Here is a 13,788-nt window from a genome sequence, read left to right as displayed (position 1 = left end):
TCTCACCCCAGCAGGCCGGATGAGAGCAGCGCCGCGCCCACCCCACCTATGTACTGGGAGTCCCTAGGCACTATTGGCCTCGCACCCAGGGTGTGCTCCATAGCTGTCACTAATCCCGAAATTAGCGACGTCCCCCCGACCTGTATGATAGGCTGGCGCACCTCTATTTCCTGCAACTGCTGCTCGTATACTTGTTCTGCCACGCTGTGGCAGGCGGCCGCGGCCACGTCAGCCAAAGTATTTCCGGCGGCCAGGGACGTCACCAGGTCCTGTATGCCGAAGATGGAGCAGTAGGAGTTCATCTTGACCTTGGTATGGTCACCCTGGTCGGCGAGGGCGCCAAGCTCGGTGATCTCCACCTTGAGACGCTTGGCCGTCAATTCCAGGAAACGTCCGGACGCTCCGGCACAAATGCCACCCATGGTGAAATTGTCCGGTATTCCGTCCCGCACGGTGATGGCCTTGTTGTCCATCCCCCCGATGTCGATGATAGTGGCCTCGCCCTTTTGTTTCCCCGCTAGCCACACGGCGCCCTTGGAGTTCACCGTCAGCTCTTCCTGCACCAGCTTGGCGTTGAATTTCTTGCCCAGGGTGTACCGTCCGTAACCGGTGGTGCCGATGGCTTCCAACTGCTCTCGTTTGACCCCGGCCTCCTCCAGGGCGTTGGTCAGGGCCGTCTCTGCGGACGAGAACACGTCCGTGGTCGGTAGCCAGTACTTACCGATTATCACGTTGTCGCGCATGATGACCGCCTTGGTGGTGGAGGACCCGGAGTCCAGTCCGGCTGTGAGCCCCACTTGCCTCTCGCGGGCCAGCAGCTCTTTCCTCTCCACGATGGTCACCAGCGCCTCCATCCTGGTCAGCAGCTGGGGCGCTTTGGTCCTCTCGGTGAAGGAGTAGGTGACGACGGGGAGCCGGGTGTGCTCCTGCACGAACTTTCTCAGTTCCGTGCGGACCAGCGCGGCCTCGGCGCACCTGAAGCAGGTGGCGATGAAGATGGCGTCGGCGTCGTAGTTCTTGTTGGCCAGTTCCATGGCCCTGGCGATCATCAACTTAAGCTGGGCGCTGTTGGGGTTGAAGCCGAACTCTTCCACCGCCTGGTCGATCTTTTTCATGTCCACGTCGGGGTAGACCATCTTGGCTCCTACGGTCTCGGCGGCGCGCTCGATCTCTGCCTGCACCGCGCTGTATTCCGTTCCGCAGGATAGTTGGGCGATCTTGATCATTTCAAACCCTCCAGGAACTCTTTGATCTTTACAACCATGAACTTGGCCTCATCCTCGTTCTCCGGATATATCAGAGTGAGGATGGGCACCTTCCTTTTACGGACCAGCAGCTTGGCCAGCTCGTTGGTGCGTTGACAGCCGACGCAGCCGAAGCTGTAGGGAGCGGACTCCATGAATATGGCCGCTTCCGCCTGATCGATGAGCGGACCGTAGACCGCCAGTCGTCCACGTATTCCGGATGGTATCTCAATGCCAGCGTACTTCAGCCCCTTCTTGACATCGTCCATGGTGACGTTGAGCGGTGGAGCCTCTATCTCGTTGGAGGTGACCCTTTCCCTCAGCCCCTGCATCAGACTGAGCGGTTCGTGGCCCAACCTCTCCACCAGGTCGTACAGAATCATGCTGTTCGGCGGCATTATGAAGATCTTCATGGTGTTACCTCGTCGATTAGCTTCTTAAGGTCGGTGACTGGCATCTTGCCCCTTCTTTTAGGCTCGGGGGGTTTCTCGCCCTTCTCCATGCATATCAGGCCCTTTTCGATAAGGCACAGGTCCTTCCATTCCTTCTCCAGCTGGGCGAAGCCCGGTCGAGAGCCGTGATGCGCCCGGCAGCGGCGGATGTCGCCCACCGGGAACGCTCTTACTTTGGAAAATATGCGGTTGGGGTCCAGCTTGCGGAGCTCGTCCCGGGTGTGACGGACCTCGTCGCGCGGCCCTTCCAGCACCACTCCATAGCAGGTTTCCTTGACGATGACGCCGTTACTTATGTTGTGCACGAAGCGGGCGATCTGGTCCGGGGTGAGGTCGGACGACGGGGCGATGAATATCAGCCTGGTCTCTATGTCACTTTCCATTGGAGCCCTCCTTTTTTTTCTTGGCGGTCTTCTTGGCCTTCTTCTTCGGCCCCGTCATTTCCTCGGGACGGGCCTGCCGGATGTAGACGATGTCCTCTTCCTTGACGTCCTTCATCAGTGTGTCCAGGTCGCCGATGAAGCGACCGAGGATGTTACCTCCCTGCGACTCCTCCCCGGTGGGTCCGAATTCGTTGCTCTCCTCCAGACGAATGCCCACAAGGCCCCTTTGGGGCCGGGACATGTTGGTTATGCCGATGTCGCCCCGCACTGATAGCCCTTTGAACTTTTTCTCCGGGTAAAGGTCCGCGGCCAGCAAGGGGTCCCCTTGGAATGTGATCATAGGCATACCTTCGAAAGTGAAATGCACCTTCATGGTGCCGACGGACTTATGGTCCAGGCCGGTGATCTTTTTGAAGTAACGGATGGTCCAGGGGGACTCCTTGGCGTCCATGGTTATGGCGAATATACGGTCCGCCCTGATGCCGATGGTCTCGATCTCGTCGTCCTTCATGGCGTATATGGTCATCTCCGGTTCCTGCTCCACTATGACGGCATTGTCGGAGACATCCCCGCTCCTCTTCTGCTTCTTTCCGATGGAGGCCAGGAAGGCCGCGCCCTGAGCCTGGGTCATGCCGATGGTTATTATGCGTACGGGGTCCGGACGGACCAGCATCTTACCTTTTAGGGGGACCAGATGGACCAGGTTCTTGCCGTTGACCACCTTGCCCACCAGATTGTGAGAGCGGTTCATCTGGCGCACCTGGTTGTAGAAGAATATCTTGCCCACCTGGTGTCCCTGGTGCCTTACGGTCACGGTGTCCGGGTGGCGCACATCGCTGTACTCCTGACCCAGATTCGTGTCCATATTGGCCTCGCAGGCGCTGTAACTGAACCCCTTCTCGTCGATGGGGATGCTGCCATCGCCCACGACCACCAGGAAGTGCTCGCAGCACAGCGGGGACCTCTCGTCCAGCTTCACCTCTACGTAGGTCTCGATGACCATCCCTTCCTCCACGGGAAGGCTGAGGTCATCGGTGGCGAAGGCGTTCTGGGAGGTCATGCGGAGCACCACCGGCTCGATGTGCTCGATCACGTCCCCCTCGTCCAAAAGGTCCAGGATGTGCCTCCCCCTGGTCACCCGCCCGAAAACGGCGTGGTCCAGGCCGAGGTCGTCGCTCATGTCTATCCTGGCTATCATGAAGTAAGTGGTATTGACATCGTACCCGCCCAGGGCGAAGAAGCAATCGTAGCGCTTGAAGGAGCTGGTGCTTCGGGACTTCTCGAACTGGGTGGGAAAGGAACCGAAGGCGTGCAGTCGGGTGGTCTGCCAGCGGAGGTTCCTGCCCACTACGTCGTGGTACAGCCTCTTCCATGCTTCGGAATAGGCGCTCTCGTTCAGCTCGATGATAAAGCATCCCTTGGAGGTCTTGACCATGTACTCATTGGTCATCTTGCGCTGGTCATCCATGGCCTTGATCAAGGCTAAGGAATTCCCTGCAGTGTAAGGCTCTCCCTCCACGGCCTGAGCCACCGTGGCCCCTTTGGGCAGCTCTTTTACTTTCCCGTTGACGACAGCTCTCATCTTGTCCCCCCAGGGATGCAGTGCGCCAGTATTAATGTTTATGTTGAATATTCCGTGCTGGCCGAGGCGCTCGACCGGCCGGATAAGACCTATGTACAAACAGCGACGACCGGCTTATAAAACCTATGAATATCTGGGTCACCATTAATCCCCGTGGACCGTCTGCGGCTGCGCGATGTCGTGCGCGAGAGATTGCTTTCCTATGATGGAGTGGACGCCCTGGAGTTCCTTGATCCGGGGTTCCGCGAAGAGCTGGAACGGCGAGAACGGGAGGCGGAGGCCAACGGGGCCGTCGGCGGGATGATGGCCTTTGTCAACACCGGGGTATGGGACGTGCTCAGCCGACAGGAGGTATTCATCATCGTAGTGCGCCCGGACGTGATCATATTAGCACCCCAGGAGCACCTGGTCCATATCGTCGACCAGAAGGGGCATATCATCGGAGAGTATCTGCCAGAGGGACGCAGGGAAGGGATGGAGCTGCGGGAGAACGCCTATCTTCTTAGCGAGGACTTCGTGCTCTACGGGGATGTGGACATCGTCGGCGAGCCGTACTTCCGCATTCCCCCCATGACCTTCCCTTTGCTGAAAGACGTGCCGGAGATAAAGAACCTGGTCAGCGCCAGCATATCCACCATCTCCGACGATTATGCGCGGCGGCGGTTGGGCTTCGAGAATACCAAGCACTGGACGCATCTGATCGGTTACGATCTTTGATCACATCGTCTGCTTGACCTTGGACACTATCTCATCCAACTTGACCTGACTGACGGTGGTTCCGCGTACCACGCCGGTGATGATCTCCTGGATCGTGCCTTTGGTGTTGATGTCCGAGTCCTTGGGCATGACCAAGCGGGTCTTGCACCCTATTCGGGCGAAGTCCTCGAAGTCCACCGGGGCCTGGCAGACGATGACCGCCGGCAAATCAACGTTCCTTAGGATCAGGCGGGCTTTGTAGATGATGTGGTTGCGCACGTTGCCCAGGTGGATCAGCATCACCTTGAACTGCTGGATGCGGGCTACCTCGATGGGGTCCAGACCGAAAAGGGAGCCGGTGGAGACGTCCGGGGCATCGGTTGGTACGCCCGAACCGGCCGTCACAACCAGTACTGATATGTCTATGCCCTCCTCTCGGAGACCATAGGTGATCTCGCAGACCGGTTTGGTGATGTGACGCTTGCCGGGACCCATGGCCACGGCCACAACGTCACGGCCGCTGTCGGAGATGGTGGCGCGTTGGGCCAGGCTTCCGCCTATCCCCATGCCCCGTGACTCGCGGCATTCCACAAAACGTGTCTTGCGGCCGATGGAATCCTTCAAGCTCAGACCTCACAAACCTTGGACTCGTCACCGTCCAGGTCTTTCTGGGACATGCCGGCCAGGACTTCGGTCGGCGTGCCCATGGCCACGACCTTGCCGCCTTTCATGAGGGCGACGCGGTCGCAACAGGCCAAGATGAAGTCCATGTCATGACTGACGATTAGGAACGTCTCATTGAGCTCCTTACGGGCGTGCATCACCGACTTAGCGACCGCCTGTCTAGTGATGGGATCCATGGTGCCTGTCGGTTCGTCCAGAACTACGAAACGGGGTTCGATGATCATCGTCCGGGCCAGGGCGATGCGTTGTCGCTCGCCGACGCTCAGGGATTCGGGATAGGCGTAGAGCATGCGCTCCACCTCCTTGGCGGTGAAGCCGACGCCACGCAGCACCTGTATGGCCTTCATCTTGGCCAGCTCCTGTGGCAACTTCATTCCCAGGCAGACAGTGAGGTTCTGTAGCACGGTGTTGAAGGGGTACAGGGCGTTCTCCTGGTGCATTATTCCAATATACTGTGTTGCGCGGCCTCTGCCCTCCTCGCCGAGGTCGGACATATTGACCCACTCATCGCCGACACGCACGAGCACGTCCCCGTGCGTGGCCGGGGTGATCCCGGATATCATGCGCGATAAGGTGGTCTTCCCCGCCCCGCTCAGGCCGATGAGGCCGAATATCTCCTTGTCATACACGTCGAAGGTCACGTCATCCACGGCCTTGACCACCCCGCGGACGATGGAGTAGAAGTATTTCTTGGCGCCATCGACGCGGATCACTGGCTGGCCGACCTCGACGTTCATGTCGGCTTCCTTCTCGAACCCAACGTCAAAGGCCTTAGTGACATCGACGGGAGCGCCCTCGGCCTTGATCATGCCGTCCTCGAGCCATATGGCCCGGTGGGACAGGAGGGCGATGGCCTTTGGCCAGTGGGAGGTGACTATCATGGACATTCCCGAGTCCTCCACGGCCTTTATGAGGGCCTTGTGCACAGTGTCCGCCGTCTCCGGGTCCAAGGTTCCGGTGGGCTCGTCGGCCAGGAACAACAGGGGTTCCCGGGCCAGCTGTCTGGCCAGTACCGTCCTCTGTTTCTCCCCGCCGGACAGGTCGCGGGCGATGTGCATGGTGCGGTGGGTCATGTTGACCATTTCCAGCAATTGGATGGCCCGTTCTACCTTCTTCTCGTCAGACTTCTCCTTCATGGCCTCAAACACGTTCTCGATGACCGTGAGGTCTCCGTACAAAGCGAAGGTCCTCTGCATCATGATGGCGATGCGACCGCGCATGGCCATTCGCAATGGGTTCCTCTCGTCGAGGGCCCAGTAGTCGATCTCCTTGATCTCCGTACCTTTGCCGCACTTGACGCATTTGGCACCGGGGGAAGGCATGTCCACCCACCCACAGGCTTTGCAATGGTTTACACGGTAGATGATGTGACCGGAATCTGGCTTGTATTCGTGGGTACCGCGCATGGCGTTGATGAGCACGGATTTACCGCTGCCGCTCCTTCCGATCAGTCCCAGGACCTCTCCAGTATGCACTGTGGTGCTAATGTCCTTTAGAATCTGGTTCCCGTTGAAGCTCTTGGAGACTTTGTCCAATATAATGAAAACCTCTGAACCTTCAGGCATACGCGGTTGCCAACGATTATTGCGTTTATATTACTTTCCCCGTTTTTACTGTCTGGCATTAACGATTGGATGATGTAAGATATTTATGGATGGATTATATATCCATCCCATAATGTCCATGTCTTTCAATTCATACTTTGCCGGAGGTCCCACTCCTAAGTTCACCGCATATCACATCTGGAAGGCACACCAGGTAGTGGCCAAGGAGGGACCAATCGGGCGCAAGGCCTTGGCCGAGGTCCTCCAGATAGGGGAGGGAAGCACTCGGACCATCTTGGATAAGATGACGCGGGAGGGGTCTGTGGAGAGCTCTCGCTTAGGGATCACCATCACCGATCGCGGAAGGCGCAAGCTGGACAATTCGGGTGTGGAGGTAAGGCAGGTGGAGCTGTCCGACCTTACCCTTGGCAAGTTCAACTGCGCGGTCCTGATCAAGGGCGCGGGTTCCCGAGTTCGCTTAGGGTGCGAGCAAAGGGACGAGGCGGTACGTGCCGGAGCGGTCGGAGCTACGACCCTCGTCGTTCAGAAAGGACGGATAGTGTTCCCGGGGGACGAGGAGTTCCCGGATCAAAATCTGGTGGCCCCGTTGCGCAACTACTTCCGCATGGATGATGGTGATGTCATCATTATCGGTTCGGCCTTCAGCTACGATGCGGCGGAGAAGGGCGCGGTGACCGCGGCCCTGTCATTAGGTAACCTTAGCAAGCGTTGCTGGAACGAGGGCACGAACATACTCAGCCAGGACACGGAGTCCGACGAGCTGCGCTGCCTGGCATTGGCGATACACGAGCTCCTAGAGCGTATGCCGGTCACCATGCGCAGCCGAAACCACACCGGGGTCCGCTGCGAGGACGGAGAGGTCGTGGACACCGTGTTCACCGGGCCTATGCTCGAGGAGGCCATGAGGAAGGGCGCCATCGTTCGTCGGGTATCCACTAGCGGACCTTATAGGGGGCTGCCGGTCATCGCCGTGCCCATAATGCGCAAGAAGGAGGCCATCGCGGCCATCGCCACTCTGGACCTGGGAAAGGGGACGCCTGCGGAACTGCTGACCAAACTGACCAAGCTGCGTCCTTAGAAGCCTGCTAATGACCGCGGTTTTTCCTTTTTATGTTCCATACCCCGATAGCTCTCATGCGCTTGTGATGGACCGCTCTATGTTATCATCCAGAGGTGCGGCGTTCGTGATTAGGAGCACCTCGTGGTTATGACCTGCCCGTTACCGGGGGCATATGATTATCTGGCTGGAACTGCATTTCGTTCGAATGACCGAAGAGACTGAGCTTCCACTTATGGCTACGGTGAAGGTCGATCCAGGCGTGTGCCGCCTCCACAGCACCATCCAGGCTCGCACGGACGGGATGATTGTGGAGTTCGAGATACTGCAAAGCGACTGCCCCCAGGTGAGGAACTTGAAGAAGGTGCTGAAGAAGATGGAGATCTGGGACGTGATGAAGATGCCGTTCAACGACAACACCGTGTACCAGCTGTGCGGTGATGTGCTGAAGCATTCCTCATGCCCGGTGCCTATGGCCATGATAAAATGCGCCGAGGCCGCCGCCGAGCTGGCCTTGAAGAAGACGGTCGTGGTGGAGTTCGTCGGCTGATCACTGCGACAGGAACTTGTCGATGGATGGCATGCCCACTACTGCGCTGGGACCGGCCAGGTACATGGCCACGTTCAAGGCCTCCCGTATCTGATCCTTGGTGGCCCCGGCCTCCATGGCCTTCTTGGAGTGAAGCTGGAAGCATTCATCGCATTTCAGGACCGCGGTTATGGCCACGGCGATCAGCTCCTTTTCCTTGAAGGTGAGGTTGTTGTCCTTGAACACCTCGTTCTTGAATCGGTACATGGCTCGAATGACCTCAGGCTGCTGTTCGGCCATCTGTTCCAGGCTCATGACCTGAGAATCCCCTAGCCGGGATATTAAGCGTGCGGTCCTCGAATAAAATATTTCTAACCAAAGAACGTTGAGGGCGACGTGCAACCGGAAGAGAGAGCTGTGGAGATCATAAAGGGAATGACCGGTACCCGCCTGGCCTTCGTTCTGGAAACGAAGGTCGTGGAGGCTATCAAGCAGATCGAGGGCGGCATCAAGTCCCAGATCGGCCTGGACGTGGTGAACGAAGGCGTGAACCAGTGCCTTACCCGACAGCATATCATCTGCATAATCAAGGACACCCGGTTCCGACCCCCACCCGAGCCGACCGTGCTCATGATGGGAGACACCGACCTGGTCATCGGCACGGAGATCCTTCCCGGACAGCACGCCTTATACAAGGACAAGGAGAACATCTGTTGGCTTGGGGACGACTTCGTGGTCTTCACCGACAAGGTGCCGAAGAACAAGGAGTTCTTCCTCATGCCGCCGGTGTCCTTCCAGGAACTGGAGCAGGTCCCGGGAGCCAAGAACATCGTGTCCTGCAGCCCATCGCCCCTCAGCGACCTGGTCATAAAGAACTATTACGAGCTGGAGGACAACCCCAAGCTGGCCAGCATACTGGTCGGCTTTGACATGTCCTGATCTTCCTCAAAAACGTACGAGCGGTCCTCGAGACCGTCGTCCACACATTTTTTTTTAAAAAAAATTAATGGAAAGGGTTTGTTTGCGCTTGTTCAGCCACTCCCGCTCGGTGTCACGACGGATATGTCGGCCATGATCTCGTCGGTCAAGGCCTGCATTTCCTCCAATGACTGAGCGTGGGTCCGATCCTTGAAGGAGGTCCGCTTGTACTCGTCCGCCGAGGCGGGGTCCAGGAGGCTGGATACGTACCATAGCTCGTAGGTGTCGAGCAAAGCCCAATCCACCCCGTCGCGCTGGTGCACTTCCAGTACCTTTCCCACCGTCCCGGTGACTCTGTATTTCACGTACTCTCCTACTTGCATTGGACACCTTACTTGGCGGGGATGACAGCGGTCCTCTCACCCATCGGCATGAACTCCCTCAGGCAGCCACGACCAAATTCCTTGGTGATGTTGGCGAAGTCGAAGGGTAGGTTCTTGTCGGCGAAGGCGATCTTGACCAGCGGGTGGCAGACGTAGGCATCTCCGCGAGCGGCGTGGGGAGCCAGGGCGATACCGGTGTATCCGCTCAGGTGCCCCACGTTCATCGCGTAGATCGGGTAGTTCGCACCGCGCAGCTCGTGCGGCAGCCCCTCGTCGCTCCTGTAGGAGAACGAGTTGGCGGCGCCGCAGTTGTCTTGCAGGTCGTATCCGTAGAACCCGAGCCTTCCGAGCCTCTCCCTGTGCTGGTACATGGACAGGTACCATCCGTTTATACCCGCGTTGGCGTTTCCGGTAGCGAAGGCGACTCCGATACCAGTTGCGGCGGCGGCGACGGTGGCCCTCTGGGACCCACCGAAGTGGGCTTCCATGGCAGCCGGGTAGCGCTCGTACATCTCCAGGGCGTAGGAGTTGATCTCGGTACCGAGCTTCTCGATCAGCTCGGTGGAGGGCTTGCTTTTGCAGAACCCGCCGTACTTGTCCTTGATGTGGTCCACGGCCCAGTATGTGTAGTCCTCCAGGATGTTGTCGCAGTAGGCGGCGTTGGCGTACTGAGTGAACCCGACACCCCCGGACATATAGGATCCGAGGTATATCTGGTCCAATATCACTGCACCCAGGGCGACAGCCTCTAGGGATGCGCGGGCAGGGTCGTCCGGCTTGGTCCTGGTGCTCTGAACCATATCGGCCAGCACACCGAACGGAATTCCACCGGGCTCGTTGGGGCCTCTGGCCCTCCTGGCGGGCATCATGGTACCCATTTCCACCATCGCGGCGTGCTTGGCGGCGAAGGCGAAGTCGGCGATTGCCGCTTCACCGGCAGCCAGCCTGTACGCGGTGATGAAGGCCATAGAGATCTGCATCGCAGAATGCCTCGATATGGTACCTCCATCGCACACACGTCCAACCATGGTCGGGACGCGCACTACTTGCCACAGCTTCTTGCCGACAGCGGCCTTCAGCTGCTTGGCCTGGTCCGCGGGGAACTCCTTGTTGATGTCGATGACGAAGCACTTGTCGATCTCGTCGATCAACTCGTCGTCGCCAGAGAACACCTTGACGTAGGAGTCCTTCACTAACTCAGGGCAAAGTTCGGCCATGTGCTCCTGAACCACTGCACCGCCTGGCATGGTATGGTTAACAGCTTCCAGGTAGCGGTTGATGGTCTCAGGGGTGACCTCCTTCGACAGCCTCTTCTCGATAACGTTGTGGGCGACGTCCAGACCGACGATTACGGTCCTGCGTATGTCGTCCCAGCATTGCTGCATTGCAGCGTTGTTTACCCAGTGCAAGTCATCGGCTTCGCCGTAGATGTCAGTGTGGGACAGCTGGTAGGGCATCAAAACCCTCTGGCCGAGAGCGACACCGACATCCTGGTTCATCATGGGGATTCCACGGGCCTTGGCGATCTTGTTCGCCTGCTCGACCCACTCCCGCTTCCTCTTCGACTGTCTCCAGCCTCCGTAGGAATAGTGTTGGGAGCGGACCTCCGTAGGGTCCTCCGTGAACTTCTTGTGCATGGCGGCGATGAACATCTTCTCTTTTTCCTTCGCCATATTTAGTCCTCCTTGACATCGAAGGGCTTGAAGCCGCACTTGGTTCTGAGGGTGTGTATCCTGAGATTCTGTCTCATGACCTCCTCGTCCTCCCTCATGTCCACACCGTCGGCGCGGAACATGGTGGTGTGCTCCTTCAACCACTTCTCGGGCATAGGCTTTCCGACCGGGACCGGCTTGTCCAGCGGGACACCGACCTGGTCTTTCACGTATTCGACCTCGCCCTTCTTAGCGTTCCAGCGGAACCGCTGCCAGGCATCGAACATCAAACCGTTCTGGTCCAACCTTACGGCGTGGCCGTGCACGGTGGCACCCCTGATGCCGGTTCTTGCGGTATCAAAGGTTTCGTTGTCGATGAGTTCCTTGGCCACCTTTTCGACGTCCCTCTCCCTCATCTCGATGATCTGCCTTCCGGACAGGGTACCGGTATCAATTCCTCTGTATCTCCACATATACATCTGCGCCCTCACGTAGGGGATTATGGGGGCCCAGTATACGGAGTCAGTGAACTGAACGTACCTGATCCTGTCTCCTTTCTTCGCACCCTCTATGGGCTCGACCAAGGCCCTGATGGGGCACTTGGGCTCGTTGCCCTCGTCCAGCGGCGGGTGGATGGTGGCGTAGTCGGAACCGGGGGTCCTGTGACCCAAGATCTTGACCACATCGTCCATCGGAATGTCGCGGAGCTTCTCCAGCTTTACGCTGGGGTCCATGAAGCGTCGCCTGTTCTTGGCGGGCAGGGTGGTGCCAGGATAGAATTGTGCTTTGTACTTTGTCTTAGCCATGTTAATTCACCAATCCTTTTTGATAATCGGATACAGTTCGCTTGAACTTTGAATATCTGCCTACCTCCAGAGTGAAACTGAAGGGGAGTACATCTTTGCACACCACTTCGATGTCTTTCAGAGCCTGGGGAACAAAATCGATGTCACATATCTCAACGAAAATGTTACCGACTAGAACCGTAAGCTCCAAATCCTCTCCCTTGACCTTGATCATCTTACGCTCCGGATGATTTACCGGACCACCAGTGCCGGGACCGGCCTTCATTATAGCGGGCAGGCCCTCGCCTTGAACGTTGATCCTTCTGACGTTCTTCACGGCGTACAGTTTGTTCAACAGTACCTCCGTGGTGTCCGCCAGCAACAATCGCTCCGGGAATATTTTGATCTCGGGCAGGGGTACCTCTTCTGAGGCAGGCTTATTCATTTCAAGCACCCTGTTCCTTCCACTTCTTGGCCTCCTTACCGACCATCTTCATCGGGCTGTTGAACTCTGGGACGGTACCGAACACTTCCTTCATTACCAGGGAGGTGTTCTCAGCGCTGAAGTACTGGGTACCAGCGTCCAAGGCGCACCCGGCGGCGATGACGGGATTGACGGTTCCCTTCGCATGTCTCGTGACCACGTGGTTTCCGTGGAACAGTCCCGGACCGCCACCACCATAGATGGAGTGGCTGAAGAAGGACATACCGACGGATGTACCCATGGCCCTGCCATAGTCTACACCGGGCAGGCTGGTCTCGTGCTCTACCAGGTCGTTGTAGTACAAGATGGTGGACGGGATACCCTGCGCGGCCCTTGCGGCCCCGATGTTCACACAGATTGCCGCCAGCATACCAGCGGAGGTGTATGCGTTCCACAGCGGGAAGTCAGTGCAGTTGTATTCAACGAATCCGGATGGGAACTTCTTTCCTTTCCTGATGACCTTGTCTTCCAAAGCCCTGCCAACCATTGAGGCGACGACATCACCGACGGTGCCGGTCTTGCCGTTCTCCTTGACCCAGCTGTAGACCAGGTTGTTGGCGTTCAGGCCCTGATAAGCCAGGGACAACAGGTGCGTTCTCTCGAAGTTGCCGATCGCATCTCCCATCTCGTAGGCCGCGACGGTCTCGTAGATAGCGGATAGGGCGGCAGCGTTCATGGCGTTCCTGTCGGTCAGCATTACTATGTGGTTGGCCGTGATGTTCCTGAGGGCGTAACCGGTACCTTCATTTAGCTGGGGAACGTCCAGGATTGTCCTGAGGTTCGATCCCAACATGTTGATGGTCTGCGGATATCTCCCCCAGACTGCGGCCTTGACCATCGAGGCCTCGAACATGTCCACGTTGAACGTGTCGATGATGGCCTCAGTGACCGCGGCAGCGACGGCGGTGAATCCAGTGGTGTATTCAGCACCCGAGTCGATCCTGGCCGAGGGGCAAGTAACGATCATTCTCTTGCCTTCCGCCAAGGTCTTGATCTCGGTGTCGTCGTCCTTCAAGACTTTGATCTTATCCCTGATCAACTTTTCCAACTTGCCAGCGTTCGCCACTACTGCGAGGTCCAGCTTTCTGTTGTTGATGTTCAATCCGCCAACCGCTCCGGTCTTGAGACCTTTCTCAATACCCTCGAGGTTGACTGCGATCGTCCTCTTCGTCAGAGAGATGGTTCGCTTAATGGCGGCGTTGTTTAACGGACTTATTGCTTCGAGAGGCACATCCTTCTCAATCAGTTTGCCTCTGTCGTCATACAAGTCCACTTTGTCCTTGTATTTTGCCATTTTTTACCTCCTTTTCAATAACTCGGTCCTCTCGAGCAGATGCGCTTGCATTGCACTCAAGAAAACCGGCTCCCCTTGCG

Annotated in this window: 16 protein-coding genes; 4 read left to right on the top strand and 12 right to left on the bottom strand. The window is 57.6% G+C overall.

The window, feature by feature from the left end; all coding sequences use genetic code 11:
* Positions 1-2: 2 nt before the first annotated feature.
* The 4 genes from NT131_07755 to NT131_07740 are packed head-to-tail and all read right to left on the bottom strand — an operon-like array spanning position 3 to position 3,661.
* Positions 3-1,226: a methanogenesis marker 15 protein gene (locus tag NT131_07755; GenBank protein MCX6651532.1), complete on the bottom strand. Its 1,224-nt coding sequence runs from the start codon at positions 1,224-1,226 to the stop codon at positions 3-5.
* Entirely contained in the window at positions 1,223-1,657 is a 435-nt protein-coding gene (locus tag NT131_07750) for a methanogenesis marker 5 protein (protein MCX6651531.1), read from the bottom strand. The genes NT131_07755 and NT131_07750 overlap by 4 nt, the downstream gene beginning before the upstream one ends.
* Positions 1,654-2,079, bottom strand: a complete 426-nt coding sequence (locus NT131_07745) for a methanogenesis marker protein 6 (protein ID MCX6651530.1) — start codon at positions 2,077-2,079, stop codon at positions 1,654-1,656. Before NT131_07745 ends, NT131_07750 begins: the two co-directional genes overlap by 4 nt.
* A complete protein-coding gene (locus tag NT131_07740; GenBank protein MCX6651529.1) occupies positions 2,069-3,661 on the bottom strand; it encodes a methanogenesis marker 3 protein in 1,593 nt (530 codons plus the stop codon). Before NT131_07740 ends, NT131_07745 begins: the two co-directional genes overlap by 11 nt.
* Positions 3,662-3,814: 153 nt before the next feature.
* Between NT131_07740 and NT131_07735 the strand changes: the two genes are divergently transcribed.
* On the top strand, positions 3,815-4,378 hold the full coding sequence (locus NT131_07735) for a hypothetical protein (protein MCX6651528.1): 564 nt from the start codon (positions 3,815-3,817) through the stop codon (positions 4,376-4,378).
* Here the strand turns inward: NT131_07735 and mcrC are convergent, their stop codons facing one another.
* A complete protein-coding gene (mcrC, locus tag NT131_07730) occupies positions 4,379-4,981 on the bottom strand; it encodes a methyl-coenzyme M reductase I operon protein C (protein MCX6651527.1) in 603 nt (200 codons plus the stop codon).
* A gap of 2 nt (positions 4,982-4,983) precedes the next feature.
* Positions 4,984-6,576, bottom strand: coding sequence for a methyl coenzyme M reductase system, component A2 (gene atwA, locus NT131_07725; protein MCX6651526.1), 1,593 nt, complete (start codon positions 6,574-6,576; stop codon positions 4,984-4,986).
* Between the two features lie 148 nt (positions 6,577-6,724).
* On the opposite strand from atwA, the gene NT131_07720 reads away from it, so the two are divergent.
* Positions 6,725-7,684 carry a DUF2111 domain-containing protein gene (locus tag NT131_07720; GenBank protein MCX6651525.1) on the top strand — a complete coding sequence of 320 codons (960 nt, stop codon included), beginning with the start codon at positions 6,725-6,727 and terminating at the stop codon, positions 7,682-7,684.
* A 187-nt stretch (positions 7,685-7,871) separates the two neighbouring features.
* Positions 7,872-8,213, top strand: a complete 342-nt coding sequence (locus NT131_07715) for a hypothetical protein (protein MCX6651524.1) — start codon at positions 7,872-7,874, stop codon at positions 8,211-8,213.
* Here NT131_07715 and NT131_07710 read toward each other — a convergent pair whose 3' ends face one another.
* Positions 8,214-8,507 (bottom strand): carboxymuconolactone decarboxylase family protein, encoded by a 294-nt coding sequence (locus tag NT131_07710; GenBank protein ID MCX6651523.1) that lies wholly within the window; start codon positions 8,505-8,507, stop codon positions 8,214-8,216.
* An 81-nt stretch (positions 8,508-8,588) separates the two neighbouring features.
* Here NT131_07710 and NT131_07705 point away from each other — a divergent pair, with 81 nt between their 5' ends.
* Positions 8,589-9,131, top strand: coding sequence for a hypothetical protein (locus NT131_07705; protein ID MCX6651522.1), 543 nt, complete (start codon positions 8,589-8,591; stop codon positions 9,129-9,131).
* Between the two features lie 92 nt (positions 9,132-9,223).
* On the opposite strand, the gene NT131_07700 is transcribed toward NT131_07705, so the two are convergent.
* From NT131_07700 to mcrB, 5 genes are read right to left on the bottom strand one after another with little or no spacing between them, the layout of a single operon-like run.
* Positions 9,224-9,493 (bottom strand): DUF2098 family protein, encoded by a 270-nt coding sequence (locus NT131_07700; GenBank protein ID MCX6651521.1) that lies wholly within the window; start codon positions 9,491-9,493, stop codon positions 9,224-9,226.
* An 8-nt stretch (positions 9,494-9,501) separates the two neighbouring features.
* Positions 9,502-11,166 carry a coenzyme-B sulfoethylthiotransferase subunit alpha gene (gene mcrA / locus NT131_07695; protein ID MCX6651520.1) on the bottom strand — a complete coding sequence of 555 codons (1,665 nt, stop codon included), beginning with the start codon at positions 11,164-11,166 and terminating at the stop codon, positions 9,502-9,504.
* A gap of 2 nt (positions 11,167-11,168) precedes the next feature.
* On the bottom strand, positions 11,169-11,951 hold the full coding sequence (mcrG, locus tag NT131_07690) for a coenzyme-B sulfoethylthiotransferase subunit gamma (GenBank protein MCX6651519.1): 783 nt from the start codon (positions 11,949-11,951) through the stop codon (positions 11,169-11,171).
* 1 nt (position 11,952) lies between these two features.
* Positions 11,953-12,375, bottom strand: coding sequence for a methyl-coenzyme M reductase operon protein D (gene mcrD, locus NT131_07685; protein MCX6651518.1), 423 nt, complete (start codon positions 12,373-12,375; stop codon positions 11,953-11,955).
* 1 nt (position 12,376) lies between these two features.
* Positions 12,377-13,708, bottom strand: coding sequence for a coenzyme-B sulfoethylthiotransferase subunit beta (mcrB, locus tag NT131_07680; protein MCX6651517.1), 1,332 nt, complete (start codon positions 13,706-13,708; stop codon positions 12,377-12,379).
* Positions 13,709-13,788 lie beyond the last annotated feature (80 nt).

The sequence above is a fragment of the Methanomassiliicoccales archaeon genome, from assembly GCA_026394395.1.
Taxonomy (GTDB): Archaea; Thermoplasmatota; Thermoplasmata; order Methanomassiliicoccales; family UBA472; genus UBA472.
Note: the sequence above shows the minus strand (reverse complement) of the source record. Positions and strands in the feature narration are given on the sequence as shown.

What these genes read in the sequence shown, in the direction of transcription:
- mcrB (MCX6651517.1), bottom strand. Translation starts at nt 13,708, where the DNA reads ATGGCAAAATACAAGGACAAAGTGGACTTGTATGACGACAGAGGCAAA.
- NT131_07715 (MCX6651524.1), top strand. Translation starts at nt 7,872, where the DNA reads ATGACCGAAGAGACTGAGCTTCCACTTATGGCTACGGTGAAGGTCGAT.
- NT131_07710 (MCX6651523.1), bottom strand. Translation starts at nt 8,507, where the DNA reads ATGAGCCTGGAACAGATGGCCGAACAGCAGCCTGAGGTCATTCGAGCC.
- mcrA (MCX6651520.1), bottom strand. Translation starts at nt 11,166, where the DNA reads ATGGCGAAGGAAAAAGAGAAGATGTTCATCGCCGCCATGCACAAGAAG.
- NT131_07745 (MCX6651530.1), bottom strand. Translation starts at nt 2,079, where the DNA reads ATGGAAAGTGACATAGAGACCAGGCTGATATTCATCGCCCCGTCGTCC.
- NT131_07750 (MCX6651531.1), bottom strand. Translation starts at nt 1,657, where the DNA reads ATGAAGATCTTCATAATGCCGCCGAACAGCATGATTCTGTACGACCTG.
- NT131_07755 (MCX6651532.1), bottom strand. Translation starts at nt 1,226, where the DNA reads ATGATCAAGATCGCCCAACTATCCTGCGGAACGGAATACAGCGCGGTG.
- mcrD (MCX6651518.1), bottom strand. Translation starts at nt 12,375, where the DNA reads ATGAATAAGCCTGCCTCAGAAGAGGTACCCCTGCCCGAGATCAAAATA.
- NT131_07700 (MCX6651521.1), bottom strand. Translation starts at nt 9,493, where the DNA reads ATGCAAGTAGGAGAGTACGTGAAATACAGAGTCACCGGGACGGTGGGA.
- mcrG (MCX6651519.1), bottom strand. Translation starts at nt 11,951, where the DNA reads ATGGCTAAGACAAAGTACAAAGCACAATTCTATCCTGGCACCACCCTG.
- NT131_07740 (MCX6651529.1), bottom strand. Translation starts at nt 3,661, where the DNA reads ATGAGAGCTGTCGTCAACGGGAAAGTAAAAGAGCTGCCCAAAGGGGCC.
- NT131_07720 (MCX6651525.1), top strand. Translation starts at nt 6,725, where the DNA reads ATGTCTTTCAATTCATACTTTGCCGGAGGTCCCACTCCTAAGTTCACC.